This is a genomic window from Ruegeria sp. HKCCD7628 (assembly GCF_057221005.1).
The window spans coordinates 280,510-300,694 of sequence record NZ_JBWVBA010000003.1 but is presented as its reverse complement, the minus strand read 5'-3'; the positions used below and the strand labels follow the sequence as shown (position 1 = coordinate 300,694).

The 20,185-nt window shown below is 56.6% G+C and carries 16 protein-coding genes; 11 read left to right on the top strand and 5 right to left on the bottom strand.

All coding sequences use genetic code 11. The annotated features are described in order from the left end of the window. The first annotated feature begins 2 nt into the window (after positions 1–2). The 3 genes from metG (at position 3) to AC2TAD_RS09960 (ending at position 6,291) form a co-directional block, all read left to right on the top strand. Positions 3–1,721, top strand: a complete 1,719-nt coding sequence (gene metG / locus AC2TAD_RS09970) for a methionine--tRNA ligase (protein ID WP_480867448.1) — start codon at positions 3–5, stop codon at positions 1,719–1,721. Positions 1,722–1,971: 250 nt separating this feature from the next. After that, complete coding sequence (locus AC2TAD_RS09965; protein WP_480867446.1) at positions 1,972–3,150, top strand: efflux RND transporter periplasmic adaptor subunit; 1,179 nt, start codon at positions 1,972–1,974, stop codon at positions 3,148–3,150. Positions 3,151–3,153: 3 nt separating this feature from the next. Beyond that, positions 3,154–6,291, top strand: coding sequence for an efflux RND transporter permease subunit (locus tag AC2TAD_RS09960; RefSeq protein WP_480867444.1), 3,138 nt, complete (start codon positions 3,154–3,156; stop codon positions 6,289–6,291). A gap of 35 nt (positions 6,292–6,326) precedes the next feature. On the opposite strand, the gene glpD is transcribed toward AC2TAD_RS09960, so the two are convergent. Next, positions 6,327–7,895, bottom strand: coding sequence for a glycerol-3-phosphate dehydrogenase (glpD, locus tag AC2TAD_RS09955; protein WP_480867443.1), 1,569 nt, complete (start codon positions 7,893–7,895; stop codon positions 6,327–6,329). A 202-nt stretch (positions 7,896–8,097) separates the two neighbouring features. Here glpD and AC2TAD_RS09950 point away from each other — a divergent pair, with 202 nt between their 5' ends. The 6 genes from AC2TAD_RS09950 (at position 8,098) to AC2TAD_RS09925 (ending at position 12,836) form a co-directional block, all read left to right on the top strand. Further along, positions 8,098–8,859 (top strand): DeoR/GlpR family DNA-binding transcription regulator, encoded by a 762-nt coding sequence (locus tag AC2TAD_RS09950; protein WP_480867441.1) that lies wholly within the window; start codon positions 8,098–8,100, stop codon positions 8,857–8,859. 104 nt (positions 8,860–8,963) lie between these two features. Further along, a complete protein-coding gene (locus AC2TAD_RS09945; protein WP_170352935.1) occupies positions 8,964–9,119 on the top strand; it encodes a DUF5993 family protein in 156 nt (51 codons plus the stop codon). Between the two features lie 9 nt (positions 9,120–9,128). Continuing rightward, positions 9,129–9,698: a disulfide bond formation protein B gene (locus tag AC2TAD_RS09940; protein ID WP_480867440.1), complete on the top strand. Its 570-nt coding sequence runs from the start codon at positions 9,129–9,131 to the stop codon at positions 9,696–9,698. A gap of 34 nt (positions 9,699–9,732) precedes the next feature. After that, on the top strand, positions 9,733–10,095 hold the full coding sequence (locus AC2TAD_RS09935) for a DUF3302 domain-containing protein (protein ID WP_480867438.1): 363 nt from the start codon (positions 9,733–9,735) through the stop codon (positions 10,093–10,095). A gap of 21 nt (positions 10,096–10,116) precedes the next feature. Beyond that, a complete protein-coding gene (locus AC2TAD_RS09930) occupies positions 10,117–11,262 on the top strand; it encodes an HlyD family secretion protein (protein WP_480867436.1) in 1,146 nt (381 codons plus the stop codon). A gap of 11 nt (positions 11,263–11,273) precedes the next feature. Beyond that, positions 11,274–12,836 carry an efflux transporter outer membrane subunit gene (locus tag AC2TAD_RS09925; RefSeq protein ID WP_480867435.1) on the top strand — a complete coding sequence of 521 codons (1,563 nt, stop codon included), beginning with the start codon at positions 11,274–11,276 and terminating at the stop codon, positions 12,834–12,836. Between the two features lie 3 nt (positions 12,837–12,839). Here AC2TAD_RS09925 and mprF read toward each other — a convergent pair whose 3' ends face one another. Next, on the bottom strand, positions 12,840–15,449 hold the full coding sequence (mprF, locus tag AC2TAD_RS09920; RefSeq protein ID WP_480867434.1) for a bifunctional lysylphosphatidylglycerol flippase/synthetase MprF: 2,610 nt from the start codon (positions 15,447–15,449) through the stop codon (positions 12,840–12,842). 86 nt (positions 15,450–15,535) lie between these two features. Further along, positions 15,536–15,964, bottom strand: coding sequence for an Lrp/AsnC family transcriptional regulator (locus AC2TAD_RS09915; protein WP_170751380.1), 429 nt, complete (start codon positions 15,962–15,964; stop codon positions 15,536–15,538). An 86-nt stretch (positions 15,965–16,050) separates the two neighbouring features. Here AC2TAD_RS09915 and rocF point away from each other — a divergent pair, with 86 nt between their 5' ends. Together rocF and AC2TAD_RS09905 are read left to right on the top strand one after the other, a co-directional pair. Next, positions 16,051–16,971, top strand: coding sequence for an arginase (rocF, locus tag AC2TAD_RS09910; RefSeq protein ID WP_480867433.1), 921 nt, complete (start codon positions 16,051–16,053; stop codon positions 16,969–16,971). Further along, a complete protein-coding gene (locus AC2TAD_RS09905; RefSeq protein ID WP_480867431.1) occupies positions 16,971–18,014 on the top strand; it encodes an ornithine cyclodeaminase in 1,044 nt (347 codons plus the stop codon). Before rocF ends, AC2TAD_RS09905 begins: the two co-directional genes overlap by 1 nt. Positions 18,015–18,146: 132 nt before the next feature. Here the strand turns inward: AC2TAD_RS09905 and AC2TAD_RS09900 are convergent, their stop codons facing one another. Both AC2TAD_RS09900 and AC2TAD_RS09895 read right to left on the bottom strand, forming a co-directional pair. Then, complete coding sequence (locus tag AC2TAD_RS09900) at positions 18,147–19,550, bottom strand: TRAP transporter large permease (protein WP_209196515.1); 1,404 nt, start codon at positions 19,548–19,550, stop codon at positions 18,147–18,149. Continuing rightward, positions 19,551–20,180: a TRAP transporter small permease gene (locus tag AC2TAD_RS09895; protein ID WP_480867429.1), complete on the bottom strand. Its 630-nt coding sequence runs from the start codon at positions 20,178–20,180 to the stop codon at positions 19,551–19,553. Between the last annotated feature and the right edge of the window lie 5 nt (positions 20,181–20,185).

Below are 20,185 nucleotides of genomic sequence, written 5' to 3'. Positions count from 1 at the left end.
AAATGGCTCGGATTCTCATCACCTCGGCGATACCCTACATCAACGGGATCAAGCACCTCGGCAACCTGATCGGCTCGCAGCTGCCGGCTGATCTGTACGCGCGCTATCAGCGTGGCCGCGGGAATGAGGTGATGTTCCTGTGTGCCACCGACGAACACGGAACCCCGGCGGAACTCGCCGCCGCCAAGGCGGGTAAGCCTGTGGCCGAATACTGCGCCGAGATGCATGGCGTTCAGGCCGATATCGCAAACCGGTTCGGACTGAGCTTTGATCACTTTGGCCGGTCGTCCAGCGATCAGAACAAGCACCTGACCCAGCATTTCGCGGGCAAACTGGACGAGGCCGGGCTGATCCGTGAGGTCAGCGAAAAACAGGTCTATTCCAACGCCGATGGCCGGTTCCTGCCCGACCGCTATATCGAGGGCACCTGCCCCAATTGCGGCTATGACCGCGCACGCGGCGATCAGTGTGAGAACTGTACCAAACAGTTGGACCCCACCGACCTGATCGAGCCGCGCAGCGCGATCAGTGGTTCGACTGATCTTGAGGTCCGCGAGACCAAGCACCTGTATCTGCGTCAATCCGCGATGAAAGATCAGCTGGATGCGTGGATCGACAGCAAAGCTGACTGGCCAATCCTGACCACCTCGATTGCCAAGAAATGGTTGCATGACGGAGACGGCCTGCAGGATCGTGGTATCACCCGCGATCTGGACTGGGGCGTTCCGGTCAAGAAAGGCGATCAGGACTGGCCGGGAATGGAAGGCAAAGTCTTCTATGTCTGGTTCGACGCGCCGATCGAATATATCGCCTGTGCCAAGGAATGGGCCGATGCCAGTGGAAAACCGGATGCCGAGTGGGAACGCTGGTGGCGCACCGACAAAGGCGCAGATGACGTGCGCTATGTGCAGTTCATGGGCAAAGATAACGTGCCTTTCCATACGCTCAGCTTCCCGGCCACCATTCTGGGATCAGGCGAGCCGTGGAAGATGGTCGATCACCTGAAATCCTTCAACTATCTGAACTATGATGGCGGCCAGTTCTCGACCTCTCAGGGTCGTGGCGTGTTTATGGATCAGGCTCTTGAGATCCTGCCCGCCGATTACTGGCGCTGGTGGCTGCTGAGCCATGCGCCCGAAAGCAGCGACAGCGAGTTCACATGGGAAAATTTCCAGCAGTCGGTGAACAAGGACCTGGCCGACGTGCTGGGCAACTTTGTCAGCCGGATCACCAAGTTCTGCCGTTCGAAATTTGGTGAGGCAGTGCCTGAGGGTGGCGTTTTTGGTGAGCGTGAACAAGAGCTTATCGCAGAGCTCACCCGCCGGGTCCGAGCCTATGAAGGTTTTATGGAATCAATGGAGGTCCGCAAATCAGCGCAAGAACTGCGTGCGATTTGGGTCGCGGGCAACGAATACCTGCAATCCGCAGCGCCGTGGTCAACCTTCAAGGAAGACCCGGCACAGGCTGCCGCACAAGTACGCCTTGGTCTGAACCTGATCCGACTGTACGCCGTGTTAAGCGCACCGTTCATCCCGATCACCTCGGCTCGGATGCTGAGCGCGATGAACACGCTGGACACCGATTGGCCAGAAGACATCGCAGCCGCGTTGAACGCCCTGCCCGCTGGTCATGAATTTGCTGTTCCAGATGTTCTTTTCGCCAAGATTACGGATGAACAGCGCGAAGACTGGCAAACTCGTTTTGCGGGCACCCGCGACTGACGGTTCACGACATCACAAGAACACAGGGGGCCTTGATGGCCCCTTTTTCGTTTAGGGTCGCCTCAATTCGGCGCATCAGTGAGTAAATATAAGGATCATCAGCATAATTTCCGCAACCAAAAGCCGGGTCGCAGCGCTCAACATGCTTGAGAAATCAACTTAAAACCGCCATCCTCACAGAGAGTTTAGTCGACTCGGCCGCCCTGCAAGTGCCGAGGCGCGTAAAGTTTACTTCAGTGAGGCGATTGCAATGCCCCTTTCACAGACGATTTCCAGACTCTGCCTATCCAGCGTGACGCCGGCTTTCGTGCGGCGCGCGACAGCGGCGGCTTTGATCGGGGTGGCATCAACAGCCACGGCGCAAGACCAAAGCGAAGCCCCGCCGCCTAAGGTTTCTATTGCTGCGGCTTACACTCAGGAAATAACCGAGGAAGCGACGTTTATCGGCCGCGCCGAGGCGCTGGACAAAGCCGATATTGTTGCCCGCGTCGGTGGTTTTCTGGACAGCCAGAACGTCGAAGACGGGGCTTTGGTAAAGGAAGGCGATCTGCTGTTCACTATTGAACCCGACCTTTACCAAGCGACATTGGATGCCAGAAATGCCGATCTGGACCGGGCGCAGGCCAATCTGGAACTGGCCAAGGTGGAGCTCGCACGTAAACAGGAATTGTACGAGCGTGACGCGACCCCGGAATCTGAACGCGACATTGCCCGCGCCAACGAACTGGTGGCCGAAGCCGAGGTCAAGTCCGCGCAGGCCGCGATTAAACAAGCCAAACTTGATCTCAGCTATACGGAAATCCACGCTCCCTTTGACGGACGTATCGGTCGCGCTACGACAAGTGTCGGGGATGTTGTTGGGCCGAATAACCCGCCGCTAGTGAATATCGTCAGCGAAGCCCCGATCTATGTGAATTTTTCGCTGAACGAAAAGGAATTCACGTCGGTTCTGCAAGCGGTGGGTGAAAACGCCGCCTCGCTTGCGGAAAGCAATAAAAGCCCAGTGGTGAAAGTTGTCCTGCCCAACGGGACCGAACTGGATGAGGAAGGTACAATCGTCTTTGTCGACAACCGAATAGACCCGCTGACCGGGGCGATCAGGGTGCGCGCTCAATTCGACAACGCCAAGCGTCTGATCGTCGATGGTGCATTCTTAAGCGTACAGATCGAGGCATTGAAACCAACGACTGAGGTGTTGATCCCGCAAGCCGCTTTGCAGCGCGATCAGCGTGGTGACTTTGTTCTGGTGGTGAATGACCAGCAGATGGTTGAACAGCGTTACATCACCACAGGCACGACCGTAGAGACAGCGATCATTGTAAAGGATGGTCTGCGTGAAGGTGAAAGCGTGATCGTTGAGGGCCTCCAGCGGGTGCGTCCCGGCGTGGCTGTAGATGCTGTAGTCGCCTCTCAGCAGCCGGGAGAATAAAGAATGTTCTCTGCCCTGTTCATTAGCCGGCCCAAGCTGGCACTTGTTATTTCGTTGGTGCTGACCATCATGGGCGGTATCGGCTATCTGGTTCTGCCGGTTGCGCAATTTCCTGACATCACACCGCCCGTGGTCAGCGTTTCGACCACGTACACCGGCGCCAATGCCGAAACCGTAGAAAACACCGTCGCCGCGCCGATCGAGGCTCAGGTCAATGGTGTGGACGACATGATCTATATGACGTCGACTTCATCGGATAACGGCTCCTACTCGTTGAATGTCACATTCGAGGTCGGCACCGACCCCGATATCGCATCTGTCAACGTGCAGAACCGCGTGGCGCAAGCGATGTCGTCGTTGCCGACGGAAGTGACCGCGTCCGGTGTCGTGACCCAAAAAGCATCCACCAATATGCTGCTGTTGGTGACGCTGACGTCGCCAAACGGGACATATGACAGTGTTTTCCTCTCCAACTATGCCTCAATCAATCTCAAAGACGCGCTGGCGCGGGTTCAGGGGGTTGGTAAGGCGGATGTACTGACCAATCTGGAATACGCGATGCGGATCTGGATGGACCCTGACAAAATGGCCGGCCTGTCCATCACACCCGGCGACGTGATCAGCGCCATTCGTGAACAAAACGTCGAGGTTTCGGCAGGCTCAATCGGCGCACCTCCGGTGCCTGAAGGGCAAACGTTTCAATATACCATCAAAACCAAGGGACGCCTGACATCCGCCAACGAATTCGGTGAGATTGTCATTCGCACCGGAGATGCAGGCGCCATCGTGCGTGTCAAAGACATCGCCCGGGTCGAGCTTGGGGCACAGTACTACGCCGCTTCGGGCTATTTCCAAAGCGTACCTGCGACGGTCATCGGCATCTATCAGGCGCCGGGCGCAAATGCGCTGGCTGTTTCGGAACGGGTGCAGGCTGAACTTGACCGGCTGTCTCGGTCATTCCCGACAGATGTAGAATATGCTGTGCCGTTCAATACCACCGACTTTGTTGAACAATCGCTGAACGATGTGGTTTCCACCCTGATCCTGACATTCATTTTGGTGATCTCGGTGGTGTTTGTCTTTCTTGGCAGTTGGCGAGCAACCATCATTCCAGCGGTCGCAATCCCCGTGTCTTTGATCGGGACCTTTGCCTTCTTACTCCTATTTGGAATGTCCCTGAACACGATTTCGCTGTTCGCCTTGGTTTTGGCCATCGGGATCGTGGTCGATGACGCCATTGTGGTGGTCGAAAACGTCGAGCGTATCATCGCAGAAGAAGGCCTGCCTCCGGCCGAGGCGACCCGCAAGGCGATGGGCCAGATCACCGGTCCCGTCATCGCGACAACGCTGGTTCTTTTGGCGGTTTTCGTCCCCGTGACCTTCATGCCCGGCATCTCGGGGCGGCTCTACTCGCAGTTCGCCGTGACGATCTCAACCGCGGTTGTGATCTCATCGATCAACGCATTGACGCTGTCGCCCGCGCTTTGTGGTCTTGTGCTGCGCGCACGATCTGGTCCACCGACAGGGTTGCTGGCTGTGTTCGAGCGGTTCATCGGTTCGGTACGTTCGGGCTATGTCGCCATCGTACGCCGGTTGCTGATCCTGCCGATCGTTGCGCTGGGGATCATCGTAGCTTTGGCGATGGGGACCGGGACAATCATGTCCAAAACCTCCAGCGGGTTCCTGCCGCTTGAAGACAACGGCTACTTGTTCGTCGATGTGCAATTGCCCGATGCGGCAACTCTGGAACGTACCGAAGTTGTAACCAAGCGCGTGGATGACCAAATCCGGGAAATTCCGGGTGTGGCCAACACGGTTCTGATTAACGGCTTCTCGATCCTGAACGGGACGTCAACCAACGGTGCCGCGATCTTTGTGAACCTCGACAACTGGGACGAACGTCAGGAAGACGACCTGAGCGCAAATGCCATTCTGGAGAAGGTGCTGGCCATTGCATATGGCGAAACCGCTGCATCCATCGTAGCCTTTAACCCACCCCCCATTCAGGGCCTTGGCAACTCGGCCGGGGTCGAGATGGAGGTCCAGCAAACCGGTGGGGGTACTCCTCAGGACCTAGCCTCGGCCGTTGGCTCTTTCGTCTATGCCGCGAACCAGCGCCCCGAGATTGGGCAAGCTTACACGACCTTCCGGGCAAACGTGCCGCAGCTGTTCGTCGATCTGGACCGTGAAAAGGCCAAGACACTGCAAGTGTCAGTCGCCGAAGTGTTCCAGACCATGCAAGCGCAATTGGGATCCTACTACGTCAATGACTTCAACCTGTTCGGACGGGTGTATCGTGTGATGATCCAAGCCGATGGGACGTATCGGGACAATGTCGACGATATCTCAAACCTGTATGTTCGGTCGCAAAAAGGCGAAATGGTTCCTCTGGGCACTCTGATCGACGTTGAAAACGTACTCGGCCCGGTTTTGCTGAAACGTCACAACCTGTTCCGTTCGGCCACGGTCACGGCTGTCCCGGCCGAGGGGCTATCGACCGGCGACGCCATCTCTGTCATGACCGAAGAATCTGCGAGCGCCCTGCCCCCCGGATACGCGTTTGAATGGACCGGTACGGCCCAGCAGCAGCTGGCCTCGGGCGGTCTGGTGATCGTGATCCTTGGACTGGCGATCTTGTTCGGATACCTGTTCCTTGTCGGACAATACGAAAGCTGGTCGCTTCCAGTTTCCATTCTGCTGTCTGTGATTGTCGCGCTTTTCGGAGCGGTTGCTGCCGTGGCTATCGTAGGCAGCGACATCAACCTATATACGCAGATCGGGATGATCATGCTTGTAGGGCTGGCGTCTAAGAACGGCATCCTCATCGTGGAATTCGCGATGGAACAGCGTGCCAAAGGACTATCAATCAAAGAAGCCGCCGCCGAAGCTGCCCATCAGCGTTTCCGCGCGGTGATGATGACAGCGCTGTCTTTCCTTTTGGGGGTCGTTCCACTCTTGGCCGCTAACGGAGCAGGTGCAGCCAGCCAGAAAGCGATCGGTGTGGCTGTGTTCGGCGGAATGCTGGCCGCTACCCTAATCGGCGTGATCCTCGTTCCAGTTCTCTACGCCCTGCTGCAAGGCTTGCGAGAATGGTTAAAAGGCATCAAGGATGACCCTGACCCCGCTGAGGAAACCGCCTGAACCCAAAAGCCCCGCCATTTAAGCGGGGCTTTTTTCTAGCGATTTTCGATCCAGTCTTGGATGTGGGCGATCTGATCCCGCGTCAGTCTTAGGCCCAGTTTATTGCGCCGCCAGACGATGTCTTCGGCGCTGCGCGCGTATTCCTTCTCGACCAGCCACACCAGCTCTTTCGAAGTCAGATTCGCGCCGAAATCCTCTCCCAAATCCTCGGTGATTTGCGCGTCACCCAGAATTGCACGAGCCTCGGTGCCATACGCGCGAACCAAGCGTTCTGCCCATGCCCTATCCAGAAAGGCATAATCAGCTTCCAAACCTGCTATCAAATCCTGCACACCATCAACGGGAAAGTCACCTCCTGGCAGGGACACACTAGCCGTCCATGGCCCCGGCAGATCAGAGAAATGCTCTGCCACCTTCTCCATCGCGCTTTCAGCCAGCCGTCGATAGGTGGTGATTTTCCCCCCGAACACGTTCAAAACCGGGGCACCACCTGTCGCATCGACCTTAAGCGTATAATCACGGGTCGCAGCAGTGGCGCTGCTGGCCCCATCGTCATACAATGGCCGCACGCCGGAATAGGTCCAGACGATGTCGTCACGCGTGATCGGCTGCTCGAAATACTTCGTCGCGAAGGTGCAGAGGTATTCTTGCTCGACCTCGGTGCAGACTGGCGGCTCTGATGGATTGGGGTGGTCCTGATCAGTGGTTCCAATCAGGGTAAAATCCCTCTCATACGGTATGGCAAAGATGATGCGGCCATCTTCGCCCTGAAAGAAGTAACATTTATCGTGGTCAAACAGCCTGCGCGTTACAATATGACTGCCTCGGACCAGACGAACCCCCTCACGAGAGTTCACACGTATCTTGGTCTGTATGATATCCCCGACCCACGGCCCACCCGCATTGATCAACATCTTCGCGCGGACGACGCGGGTTTCATCGGTCCCTGTTTCGCGGATCGTGACGTGCCAAAGGTCCGCAACACGTTCGGCCGAAAGAACCTCGGTCCGCACCATGATATTTGCACCTCGGGCTTCGGCGTCACGGGCGTTCAATACAACCAGCCGGGAATCTTCGATCCAGCAGTCCGAGTATTCATAGGCCGTTTCAAACTTGTCTTTCAGCGGGGCACCTTCAGGCGCAGATCGCAGATCCAATGAGGAGGTACCGGGCAATATCTTGCGCCCTCCAAGGTGGTCATACATGAACAAGCCTAGCCGGATCAGCCAGGCCGGACGACGCCCCCGCATCCACGGCATTATGGTGCTTAAAAGCCGCGAAGTCGGCGTATCCGAGTCGAACCGCATGTCCTCGTGATACGGCAGAACGAAGCGCATCGGCCAACTGATATGCGGCATCGCACGCAGCAGTGTTTCGCGTTCAATCAGCGCCTCGCGTACAAGGCGGAATTCGAAGTACTCCAAATATCGCAAACCACCATGAAACAACTTGGTCGAGGCTGACGAAGTGGCCGACGCCAGATCGTTCATCTCGGCCAAGGTTACCGACAATCCGCGCCCGGCCGCGTCGCGGGCAATGCCACAACCATTGATCCCTCCGCCGATAATGAAAAGGTCGGCCACATCGTCTGTTTGCACTGTCATACCCGGTGAGTCCCGATGTTGAAAATCTGCGGCCATTAACCCGGTGAGACCTTGGGTCGTCAACGATATTTTTCGTTTATGTTCGTTTTAGCTCGTTCTTATTTGTCGCATTTCTGCACAAATTGCACATTCACCTGTTTCAAAGGTTGATATTATTCAAAAAGAGAAGAAAACCGAAAAAACATTCCAACCGGAGGATCACGTGTCCCTTTCGTTTCGACAATCCGATATTCTGGAAATCGCCAAGCAAGATGGCCGTGTCGCGGTTGAAGACCTTGCCGCGCGTTTTGAGGTCACTGTTCAGACCATCCGACGTGACCTGTCCGATCTTGCGGACATGGGGAAATTGGACCGCGTTCACGGTGGCGCCGTGTTGCGGTCCGGCGTGTCAAACATCGGCTACGAGGATCGACGCGCCCTAAATGCCGAGATCAAGACCCGGATCGCGCAGTCCTGCGCGCGCGACATTCCAGACGGTGCATCGGTGTTCATGAACATCGGAACCTCGACCGAGGCGGTCGCGCGCCAACTTTTGTCTCACAAAGACCTCATGGTGGTGACGAACAACATGAACGTGGCCAACATACTTGTCGAAAACCCACACTGTCAGATCGTGGTTGCAGGTGGCGTGCTGCGCCGGTCGGACGGAGGGCTGATTGGCAACCTTACGACCTCGACGATCGAGCAATTCAAATTTGACTACGCTGTGATCAGTTGCTCTGCGCTTGACGCCGAGGGCGACTTGCTGGATTTCGACTTTCAAGAGGTCCATGTAAGTCAAACGATCATAGCACAGGCGCGGCATGTCATGCTTGCGGCAGACAATTCGAAATTCCAGCGCTCAGCACCAGCGCGCATCGCATCCCTGTCTGATGTGGATGTCTTCTATACCGATGCTCAGCTACAACGCAGCTTGGTCCAGAAATGCGCTGACTGGGGCACGCGATTGGAAATCTGCACATGACCTCCACTTTAGGCGAACTTTGACCGTCAAGTTCTTGCCAGACGCGAGCTAAGCTGACAATATTTAAACATATTGCAATTCTTATGATTAGAGGGGTGCGAGACATGATCGCACTACTATTCGCGCTGCTTACAACAGCTATAGGGCTGATCTACTATCGGATGAAAAAGGCTGCCAACGCGGTTTTTTTCGTAACCCTGGCGCTGAGCGTCTACTGGTTCCGTTATCACGCGACCAGTCAACTGACCATTCAGCTTTAGGAGACGGCAGTGACACCCGAACTGTCTCGCAGCCTAAACGCGATTGGGGCCCTAGCGGTTAGCCTGATACTGTTGCTGGCTTTCGTTTATCAGTTAGCCTTGTACGAACTGCCCTGCCCTTTATGCCTGTTGCAGCGCGTGGGTTTCATGGCGGTCGGGGTCGGATTAGCGCTAAACCTGATACACGGCGCGCAACCGCAACATTATGCGCTAATGCTGATCTCGGCGCTGTTTGGGATCAGTGTTTCGATCCGACAGATCTTTCTGCACATCGTACCGGGAACCGGCCATTACGGGTCGCCGGTTCTCGGCTATCACTACTACACCTGGGCCGCGATCTGCTTTTTCCTGATCCTGCTGGGAACCGCCATTATGCTGTTGTTTTCGCGCCAATACACCGACGTTTCAAATGAGCAACCCCGATTTGGCGGCAATATATTGGCAAAAGTCGCGTTCTTTACCCTATTGGGCCTCGGAGCTCTAAACACAGTGTCGGCCCTGCTGGAATGTGGTCCCGGTATCTGCGCTGACCCTCCGACAAGCTATAAATTGATTGACGAAGTGGATGCTAACAAATGAGGATGGGTCAACCTTCCCATAAGGAGGCACGAGCATGGGATTATTGGAGCAGCCACTAGGCTACTATGACTACCTGACATTTGTCGCGCTCATTTTGCTGCTGGCTGCAGTGATGGCACTGTTTTTGTTCATCATGGGACTGCCAGGGCGCATTGCTATCAAGCGCAACCACCCCCATGCCGAGGCCGTTAAGATCATGGGGTGGATGGGGTTTCTGGCGATCGTGCCTTGGGTTCACGCGTTTATCTGGGCCTTCCACGATGGCACCACTGTCGATATCCGCCGTATGCCCGACGACGAACGCGATGCGGTGCGCAAGGAAATCAAACGGTTAGGCGGAACTCTGACCGAAGAATACCGCGACACGCTGGATCCTGAAGACAGTCAGAAAAGCTAAGGCCAAAGGAACTCTCACACTATGTTTGTCGCCCTGGGCATTACGCTTTTTTACCTCATTTTTGTTTGGCTGATCTTTTTCAAACTGAAATGGCTCAAATTCAATATCGCCTGGGGTATCGTCTCGTTCTGGGTAGGGGCGCATCTGCTGTTGATCTTTCTGGTGGCCCTGCGGTTCTTTCAGCCGTTTTCCATCGACAGCCATGTGATCCGCTCGACAATTCAGATCGTCCCCCGCCTGACGCAACCGACCATCCTGACCGAGGTACTGGTCGAGCCGAATACGCAGGTCAAAAAAGGCGATCCACTCTATCGCTTTGACGATACTGTCTTTTCGCTTGAGGTCGATGAAGCCAAAGCGCAGTTAGTCGCTGCCCAGCAAAACGCGAAAATTTTGGAACAGGACGTGATCGTCGCCGCCGAAAATGTCGAGCGCGCAAACGCGCAGCTGGCTTATGCACTGACGCAGCAGACCCGCTATGAAAACCTGGTGCCCGCAGGTGGCGCACGGCAGGATGAGCTGGACCGCTGGAATGAACAGGTGACCGAGGATCAGGCCCAGATCAAAGAGGCCGAGGCCAATCTGGAAAAAGCCCAACTGGCGCTGGATTCCCAAATTAACGGGGTCAACACAGGCATTCTGCAAGCGCAAGCGCAGCTGGACAAAGCGCAGTATTTCTTGGACAACACGACGATTTACGCCCCTGAAGACGGCATGATCGTCTCGCAGCAGGCACGTCCTGGCATGGTTGTGGGGGAAATCCGGCTGGGCGCTATTGCCAGTTTCGTCACCAAGGATAATCCTTATATCTTGGCCACTTACCGCCAACAGAACCTGAAATTCGTTGAACCGGGGCAAGAGGTTGAGGTGGCACTGGACCTTTATCCCGGTGAAATCCTCACCGGCAAGGTCGAGGCGATCTGGTGGGCCACTCGTCAGGGGCAATACCTACCTTCGGGCCGCCTGCCCGGCTTTGAGCTGCCCAAGCTGCCGGGCCGCATTGCGGTGCAAATCTCGGTCGATATTCCTGATGGTCACACCTTCCCCGCAGGCGGCCACGCGGCGGTCGCGATCTATACCGGTCAGGGCAAAAGCTTTGAGTTCCTGCGGCGCATCAACATTCGCCTATACTCATTTGCGAACTTCATCCGCCCGCTGGATATCTGAGGACATAGCGCATGAAACGAACCCGCCTGACCCGCCAGATGATGGGCACCGCGCTATGCGCCGCCCTTTTGGTCGGATGCGCACCGGTGGGGCCGGATTTTGTGCGCCCGAACTCTCCGGTCGTGAAGGAATGGATCGAGGTTAACAGCCCCAGTGTCGGCCCCAGCGGTTTGACCTCGCGCAGCGCGCCCGTGGTCAAATGGTGGGAGACATTCAATGACCCCACTCTCAACAGGTTGATCAACGAGGCCTATGCCCAAAACCTCGACCTGCAGGTTGCCGGGGCTCGCGTGTTGCAAGCCCGAGCGCAGTTGGGCATCGCATTTGGCGAGTTGTACCCGCAATCACAAGCCATCGGCGCCTCGATCGAGCGGCGTCAGGTCAGCGAAAACCTCGGCCCGATTGCCGATATTCGCGAGATCATCCCGCTGGACACCGAATTTTCAACATCGCAAGCCGGGTTTGACGCGCAGTGGGAACTGGACGTCTGGGGCCAGCAACGGCGCGGCGTGCAGGCGGCGCGGTCCAATCTTGCGTTGCAGGTGGCCAATTATGATGATGCGCTGGTGACGCTGACGGGCGATGTGGCCGCGCTCTATGTCAATATTCGCGCCCTGCAGGAGTCGTTGGCGATCGCACGGGACAATATCCAGCTTCAACAGGAATCGGCCGACCTGACCCAGTTGCGCTTCAACAATGGCGTCACGACCGAATTGGACGTCCAGGAATCCACGGCCCTTTTGAACAACACCAAGGCGCTGGTGCCCGCGCTGGAAAGCGATCTGCAACAGACCAAGAATGCGCTGGCTGTTCTGCTGGGCACGACACCGTCGCGCATGACCACTCTGTTGGGCAATTCCGGGCGTATCCCCACGGCCCGGTCAAACGTCGCTGTGGGTGTTCCGGCCGAACTGCTACGCCGCCGTCCCGATGTGCGCGCAGCGGAACTGGCCGCAGCCACACAATCGGCGCAGGTTGGGATCGCGATCGCAGACCTGTATCCGCAATTTATCCTGTCAGGCTCGATCGGCGTGCAGGCGTCCGGTGGGCGTGACCTGTTCACATCAGCCAGTTCAACCGGTCTGGCCAATGCGGGCGTGGTGTGGAACGTACTGAACTATGGGCGGATCAAGAACAATGTCCGCGCGCAGGACGCCGCCTATCAAGCGTTGATCGCGAATTATCAGAACACCGTACTGACCGCCTATTCCGAGGTTGAAAGCGCCATGGTCGCTTATACCCAATCGCGCAAGCAGGTAGGGTTTTATGAAAACAGCGTCGCCGCCTCGCGCCGCGCAGCCGAGATTGCGGTCGACCAATACCAGGACGGCATCGTGGATTATTCCCGCATCCTGAACACGCAGACGGCATTGCTGAATTCGCAAGCCAATCTGATCGAGGCACGCCAGCAGGTGTCCAGCAATCTGGTCGCTGTTTACAAAGGTCTGGGCGGCGGCTGGCAGATCCGGCAAACTCAGGAATTCCTGCCTGAAACGGTACTAGCTGAAATGGCCTATCGCACCGATTGGGGCGACCTGTTGGAACAAGACCCCACGCGCGCCAGCCTGAACTAAGTGCTATTTCGTCAGCCCTCGCAACCCGCCCGAGATCAGGATGTTCACTTCGTACAAGATGCGCGGAGCCGCCAGCCCACCGGGGCTGGCCAGATAATTCGGGCTCCATTCCGGGTCAAATTTCTGTTTGAAACTGCGCAACCCTTCGAAGTGATAGAATTGCTCACCATGTTCATAGACAAACCCACCGACGCGATTCCAGAATGACGCCAGTTGCCGGTTCTCGATCCCTGAAAACGGTGCAGCCCCCAATGAGAACCACTGGAACCCCTGCTCGGCACCCCATGCCATCATCTCGGCAAATAGCGCGTCCATGACGAAGCTGGCGCTGTCAGGTTCATATCGCATCAGGTCCAGTGACAGCTCCGATTTATGGCCGCCCTGAAACAGGTTGGCAAAGGCCACGATCCGCCCGCCTCCGCTTTCACGCAGCACGGCGTGGTCGAAATAGGACAGATAGTCGTCATCGAATCCCCCAAGCGCGAACCCCTTCTCCTCTCCGGCCTTCTGGGCCAGCCAGTCATCCGAGATTTTCCGCAGCTCCGGCAGAATCGGGGCAAGGTCTTCCTTGCGAATGATCTCAAAGACATAGCCCTCACGCTCAGCTCGGTTTTTCGCCTGCCGGAACCGTTTGCGCGATTTACCATCCAGCGAGAAATCCTTGAGTGGCACGCGGGCGACCTCACCGATTTTCAGGATCGACAGGCCAAGATCCAGAAAGGTCGGCAGGTATTTCGTCGAGACGCTGTAGAACGCGCACAGCTTACATTCGCGATCCGCCATCTCGCGCAACTGCCAGATCAGTTGCTGCCCGGCTTTTTCATCGCCCACCGGCTCGCCCTTGGTTATCAGTGCGTTGCCGGTATCGGCATAGGCCAGAAACGCGCTGTCATCGGGGGCGATCAGGAACTGCTTGTCCCCAGTCAGGGAAATCTGCGCCTCGGTATCCTCGCTCTCCATCACCAACCGTTCAACAACTGCGGGGATCTCGGTGAGTTCCGGCACAGGAATTTCGCGTCCGAACAGAGAGGTCACGGCCACGACCCCAAGGATTAATGCCACCACAAGACTAGAGCGCAAAAACCGCGAGGCGTCGCCGTTCCACGCGAATTCCCACCATAGGGCATTCTGATATTCGACATGGGAATAGGCAAACAGACCGATCCAGAAAATCACGGCCAACAGGGCCATGACGCTGACCAGCCACGGAATATTCAAACGAAAAATCGACGCGCCGCTTACCCGATAAAAGGCATCGCGGAACATGGCCAGCACCCCAATCGTGGCCAACATGCTGATCGCTTCATGCGTATCCAACCCTTTCGCAATCGAGGCCCCAAAGCCGGCCACCATAAGCAACATCGCAACCACCCACGCGCGGTACAGCTTGCGGAACAGGCCGCGCGACACCAGCAATAGCAATACGCCCACCGCGCTACCGACCAGATGCGATGCCTCAACAAATGACAGCGGCAGGACATCCCGCAAAACCCCAAGGTTCTCACTGCTGGCTGGCAGAGCACCAGACACCAGCAAAATGACACCTGCAACCGCAGCAACGCCGGCTGCGACCATTGGAACGATGGGTCGGATAACGCGATACACCCACGTGGCGGCACCTGTGATGTGGTGCCGGTGGCTCAGCGCCGAGGCGACCGCAATCGAGAGGCTGGCGATCACGAAGGGCAGAAACGTGTAAACCAGACGGTACAGCAGCAATGCGGCGATCACATCCGAACGGCCCGAGGCCCCCAAACCCGCGATCATGGTGGCCTCAAACGCGCCGATACCGCCGGGAGCGTGGCTGACAATCCCGACTGCGATTGCCGCAATGAATATGGTGAAAAAATACGGAAAACCGACGCCCAGATCACTGGGCATCAACGTATAAAGCACCATCGACGCACCAAACAAATCCCCCAGCGCAGCAAGCGTCAGAAGACTGGCCAATTTGCCGTTGGGCAGGTTGAAGCCTACGCCCCCATAGGCCAGACGTCGCCCACCATTGGCAAGCCACAGGAACAGACCCAGCAATGCGGCAAGCATACACAGGCCGATCACCGTTTCGGTTGTGTCACTTATCGGAATAACCTTGGATATCCCATCAGGATGCAGTGTCAAAAGGATGCCCAGAAGAAGCACCATGCCTGACCAGAAGGCGATCCACGAGGTCGCGATGACCCCCGCAACCCTGCTCAGATCCAGACCCAAAGATGCATAAATCCGATACCGGATCGCGGTCCCTGTAATATAAGAGAACCCTAGGCAGTTCGACACTGCGTATCCGCAAGCCCCGGCCATTCCCGCCACTGGCAACGGCACTTCGCCATCCGCTACGCTTTGCACAGCAAACACGTCATAGAGCGACAGCGACAGGAAGCTGACCATCGTCCAGCACAGCGCAAAAAACATCAATTTCCAAGAAGTGTTAGCTACATCCGACTGCACATCGGACCATTTTACGTGCGAAGACAACTCGTGCAGGACAGTCAAAGCCACCAGCATAACCAGAACGGGGACCAGGATTTTAATCCAGGGACGTTCCAGAAACCCGGCCACACGTTCAGCCAAACGAACAGCCCAGAGGTCGTGGCCGGTATCCTGATCGGTCATATCTGTTCTCTGCTCTTGAGGTTTTGGTTGCTTGCGTGCTGTAGCAGTTTTACACAAATTCGTTGAACCTCAAAGCACTACGGCTCTTACATCCGGCCCTTACGTGTGGACAAAAGCAGATTGGTTTCCGATCGGGTGATCCCCTCCATCCGGCGGATTTGAAACAGGACTTCGTCCAACTCGGCCAACGTATCTGTGCTGATCTCGGCTATGAGGTCCCAGCTACCGTTGGTTGAATGAACGGCGCGCACTTCGGGCATGGCTGATATACGGGCCATCGTACGCTCGGTGCCGCGGCCCTCGATCTCAAGCATCATTAACCCGCGAACCGGACTTTGGGCCACATCCTGTCGGGTCAGGACTGTGAAACCCACGATCTCGCCCGATTGCTTGAGCCGCTGCAATCGACTGCGAACAGTCGTGCGTGTTACCCCAAGCGTTTCAGCAAGTTCAGACAAGGATGCGCGCGCATCGCGATGCAGTGCACTTAACAACCGATTGTCCAGTTCGTCCATATCAACTTCCCATTTCGAGATATCAAAGTTCTTTTTGAGCATTTTGATGACTTTTCGCAACCCACTATGACTGCATAAATAAGCACATGAAAAACACAAATATCATACTGGTTGGCAGCCCCATGGATTCGGGTAAACGCCGACAGGGCTGTCGGATGGGCCCCGACGCCTATCGGGTCGCAGGGTTGCAGACCGCTCTCAACAGTCTTGGGCATGCTGTACAGGATATTGGCGACGTCGTCCCCGACCAATTGGATGTGGCTGAACACTCGCACCTATTCGCGCTGCCTGAATGTATCGGTTGGACCCGTGCATTGAACCGGGCCGCTCAGGAGGCGGCGCAAAAGGGCATGCCGATATTCATGGGCGGAGATCACGCCCTGTCGATGGGGACCGTTTCTGGTATGGCCGAACACGCACAGAAGCTTGGCCGCCCCCTGTTTGTACTGTGGCTTGACGCACATAGCGATTTTCACACACCGCAGAGTACCGACAGTGGCAACCTGCATGGAACACCTGTTGCCTATTTCACCGGCCAATCGGGTTTTGAGGCTTTCCCACCGATCACTGCGACAGTCCCGACGGACCGAGTTGGCATGATTGGGCTGCGCTCGGTCGACCCTGCCGAACGGGCCCAGTTGGAAAAAGATCACGTCATGTTGGCAGACATGCGCAGCATCGACGAACACGGCATCAAAGCACCACTTATGGCCTTTCTCGAACGCGTTCGCGCAGCAAACGGGATGCTGCACGTGTCACTGGACGTCGACTTTCTGGACCCTTCCATCGCACCAGCTGTTGGAACGACCGTACCCGGTGGAGCGACCGAACGCGAAGCGCATCTGGTCATGGAGCTGCTGCACGAAAGCGGCCTTGTCTGTTCGCTTGATCTGGTCGAGCTCAACCCGTTTCTTGATGAGCGCGGCCGCACTGCAAAATTGATGGTCGATCTGGCCGCGTCCCTTCTGGGGCGGCGCATCTTCGACCGACCGACCCGGAGTTTCTGATGACCCAACCGTCCGATAAAGCCCTCGTTCCATTTGTATCTGTCGACAACATGATGCGACTGGTGCACCACATCGGCGTGGAACACATGATCGCTCAGATCGCGGCGCAGATCGAAGCTGATTTCAAAAGGTGGGAAAGCTTCGACAAGACCCCGCGCATTCCCGCCCATTCTCCGCATGGGGTTATTGAGTTGATGCCCACCTCCGACGGCGAGGCTTATGGGTTCAAATACGTCAACGGCCATCCCAAAAACACATCTGAGGGCCTTCAGACCGTCACAGCATTTGGACTGCTGGCAGATGTCTACACCGGGTACCCTACCCTGCTGACGGAAATGACATTGCTGACAGCCTTGCGAACAGCGGCCACGTCGGCCCTTGTGGGTCGCTACCTTGCCCCCAAATCCGCCACAACGATGGCCATGATTGGAAACGGTGCGCAATCCGAGTTCCAATGCCTAGCCTTCAAGGCGATGTGCAACATCAACACCGTTCGCCTGTACGACACTGACGCCAACGCCACCGAAAAATGCGCCGCGAACCTCAAGAATTCAGGACTGACTGTTGTTCTCTGCAAAACGCCCGAGGATGCTATCGAAGGCGCGCAGATTATTACGACCTGCACAGCAGATAAGAAATACGCGACCATACTGACAGATAACATGGTTGGGCCCGGCGTTCACATAAACGCAATCGGAGGAGATTGCCCCGGAAAAACCGAACTCCACCGGGACATCCTTCTCCGCTCCGAGATTTTTGTCGAGTATCCTGAGCAGACAAGGGTTGAAGGCGAAATACAGGCCTTGGCCTCGGATCATCCCGTGACAGAGATGTGGAAGGTCATGACAGGCCAAGCCACAGGCCGTAAAGACGACCGGCAGATTACCCTGTTTGACAGTGTTGGCTTCGCAATCGAGGATTTCTCGGCGCTACGGTTTATCAAAACTGCCATCGAAGGCACGAATTTCTATGAACCGTTGGACATGTTGGCGGACCCGGACGACCCCAGAGATCTGTTCGGCATGTTGATGCGTGCCGGCTAAACCGGGGGCGCTGCCCCCGCTGCCCTGCGGGCGACTCCCCCGAGATATTTTTGGCCAGATGAAGCTAGGGATCCTATTTTCATCTGGCAGCAAATATCCCGAAGCGCGAGGCAGAGCCTCGCAAAGAGCTCTCTATCCCGCCAACGATGGTAAGTAGAGCACGATACCGGGAAACGCGACCAGAAGCGCGATAGTGACTGCGTCCGCGATAAAAAACGGTGTCACGCCCTTGAATACATCCTGAACGCTTAAATCTGGACGTACTCCGGCGACAACAAAACAGTTGAGACCAATGGGCGGCGTGATCAGACAGAACTCTGCCATTTTTACAACCAGTATCCCGAACCAGATCGCGCACATTGGACCAGACATACCAAAAGCGCTGTCAGCCGCGCTGACTGTCTCGCCCCCGTTCAAGGCCATCACCGCAGGGTAAACCACCGGCAAGGTCAACAGAAGCATCCCTATGGCGTCCATGAACATTCCCAAAACCGCATAGGCCAACAGGATGCAGATTAGGATCAGCATGGGCGACATCTCAAGCGATGTGATCCAATCCGAGAATGCGCCGGGCAGATCAGCGAAACCGAGGAACCGCACGTAGATCAGAACCCCCCAGATGATCGAGAAGATCATCGCCGTCAGTTTGGCTGTTTCCAGCAGAGCGGATTTCAGTTCAGTCCAACGCATTCCGTGAAACAGGGCAAAACAGAAGACGATGAAGGCTCCGATAGCGCCGCCTTCGGTGGGGGTGCCCCAAGCCTTATCTCCGAACGGGTTGTAGACGAAGCAGATGATGATGAGGATCACAGCGACGATTGGGAACGCACCGGGCAGTGCCGCAAAGCGCTGCTTCCAAGTGAACCCAGTAACGGGTGGACCAACTGATTTGAAGATCACGGCGATGCCAACGATCAGCAGACCGTAAATGACCGCTGAAAATGCGCCGGGGATGAAACCGGCCAACAGCAGTTTGCCGACATCCTGTTCAACGATGATCGCATAGATCACCAAAATCGCAGATGGCGGGATCAGCGAGGCCAGTGTTCCGCCAGCAGCGACGACGCCGGCCGCGAATTGTTTATTGTACCCGACCTTCAGCATCTCGGGGATGGCGATGCGCGCAAACACGGCAGAAGTGGCGACCGAAGCGCCCGACACTGCCGCAAAGCCAGCCGTGGCGAAGACGGTGGACACCGCCAACCCGCCGGGCACCCAAGCGACCCAGCGTTTGGCGGCCTCGAACAGCGCGCGGGTCAAGCCTGCGTAATAGGCCAGATAACCGATCAGAATGAAGGTCGGAATCAGGCTGAGCGTATGGGCGGCAACCTTGGAATGGGGCACTTGTCCCGCCGTTTTGACAGCCACGGTCAGTGCTTTGCCAAAGCGGTCGGGATCATAGCCGAACTTGGCCCAGAAAATCCAGACCAGCCCAACCAGACCTGCCAAACCTGCCGCAAAGGCCACGCGCATCCCAGTGACGACCAGAACCAGAAGGCCGCCTGTGACCCACAGGCCGATATCAATCGTGTCCATCTAGTCCTGCCCTTCGAATTGCTCGGCCTCGGCAGCCGCCTGGGCGGCGACATCCTGTATCAGCGGCACGGCCACTGGTTTCTCCAGCCCTAAGACAAAGGCGCGGCCATAACCCCAGATTTGCAGGATCAGCCGCAAGCAAAGCACCGAGAAAGCAACCGGAGCCAACAGTTTGGCAGGCCAGAGCGGAATACCGATGTCGATTGAGCTGTCACGGCTCCACAACGGTGCGCCGAAATCGAACGAGCGGTCGAAATGGGACCAGCTGCCCCAGACAAGGGCTAGCATCAGAACAAGGATCAATACGACCGAGATCAGTTCGAACAGCCACAGCGCCCGCCCGTGCAGGCGCGAGATGACGATATCCATTCGGATGTGCCCGCCATCCCGCTGGACAAAGGAAATGCCAAGGAACGCGATCAGTGGCATGGCCTGTTCGATCCAGTCCACATAGCCAGGCAAAGGTGCGTTGAACGCGTTACGCCCGCTAACCGATACCACGGCCAAAACCATCAGCCCAAATACAGCTATCCCACTGATCAGTGCTAGGAGCTTCTCCAATCGCAATAGATGATGATCCAGACGGCTGAGACGGCTGCCGTCTTCAAGCACCGTGGCCTGTCCTGCCATGCCGG

Bases quoted from the DNA above. Each gene is read 5' to 3' on its own strand.
- AC2TAD_RS09965 (WP_480867446.1), top strand. From the start codon at position 1,972: ATGCCCCTTTCACAGACGATTTCCAGACTCTGCCTATCCAGCGTGACG.
- mprF (WP_480867434.1), bottom strand. From the start codon at position 15,449: ATGACCGATCAGGATACCGGCCACGACCTCTGGGCTGTTCGTTTGGCT.
- AC2TAD_RS09895 (WP_480867429.1), bottom strand. From the start codon at position 20,180: ATGGCAGGACAGGCCACGGTGCTTGAAGACGGCAGCCGTCTCAGCCGT.
- AC2TAD_RS09945 (WP_170352935.1), top strand. From the start codon at position 8,964: ATGATCGCACTACTATTCGCGCTGCTTACAACAGCTATAGGGCTGATC.
- AC2TAD_RS09900 (WP_209196515.1), bottom strand. From the start codon at position 19,550: ATGGACACGATTGATATCGGCCTGTGGGTCACAGGCGGCCTTCTGGTT.
- AC2TAD_RS09905 (WP_480867431.1), top strand. From the start codon at position 16,971: ATGACCCAACCGTCCGATAAAGCCCTCGTTCCATTTGTATCTGTCGAC.
- AC2TAD_RS09925 (WP_480867435.1), top strand. From the start codon at position 11,274: ATGAAACGAACCCGCCTGACCCGCCAGATGATGGGCACCGCGCTATGC.
- AC2TAD_RS09960 (WP_480867444.1), top strand. From the start codon at position 3,154: ATGTTCTCTGCCCTGTTCATTAGCCGGCCCAAGCTGGCACTTGTTATT.
- rocF (WP_480867433.1), top strand. From the start codon at position 16,051: ATGAAAAACACAAATATCATACTGGTTGGCAGCCCCATGGATTCGGGT.
- AC2TAD_RS09915 (WP_170751380.1), bottom strand. From the start codon at position 15,964: ATGGACGAACTGGACAATCGGTTGTTAAGTGCACTGCATCGCGATGCG.
- AC2TAD_RS09935 (WP_480867438.1), top strand. From the start codon at position 9,733: ATGGGATTATTGGAGCAGCCACTAGGCTACTATGACTACCTGACATTT.
- metG (WP_480867448.1), top strand. From the start codon at position 3: ATGGCTCGGATTCTCATCACCTCGGCGATACCCTACATCAACGGGATC.
- AC2TAD_RS09930 (WP_480867436.1), top strand. From the start codon at position 10,117: ATGTTTGTCGCCCTGGGCATTACGCTTTTTTACCTCATTTTTGTTTGG.
- glpD (WP_480867443.1), bottom strand. From the start codon at position 7,895: ATGACAGTGCAAACAGACGATGTGGCCGACCTTTTCATTATCGGCGGA.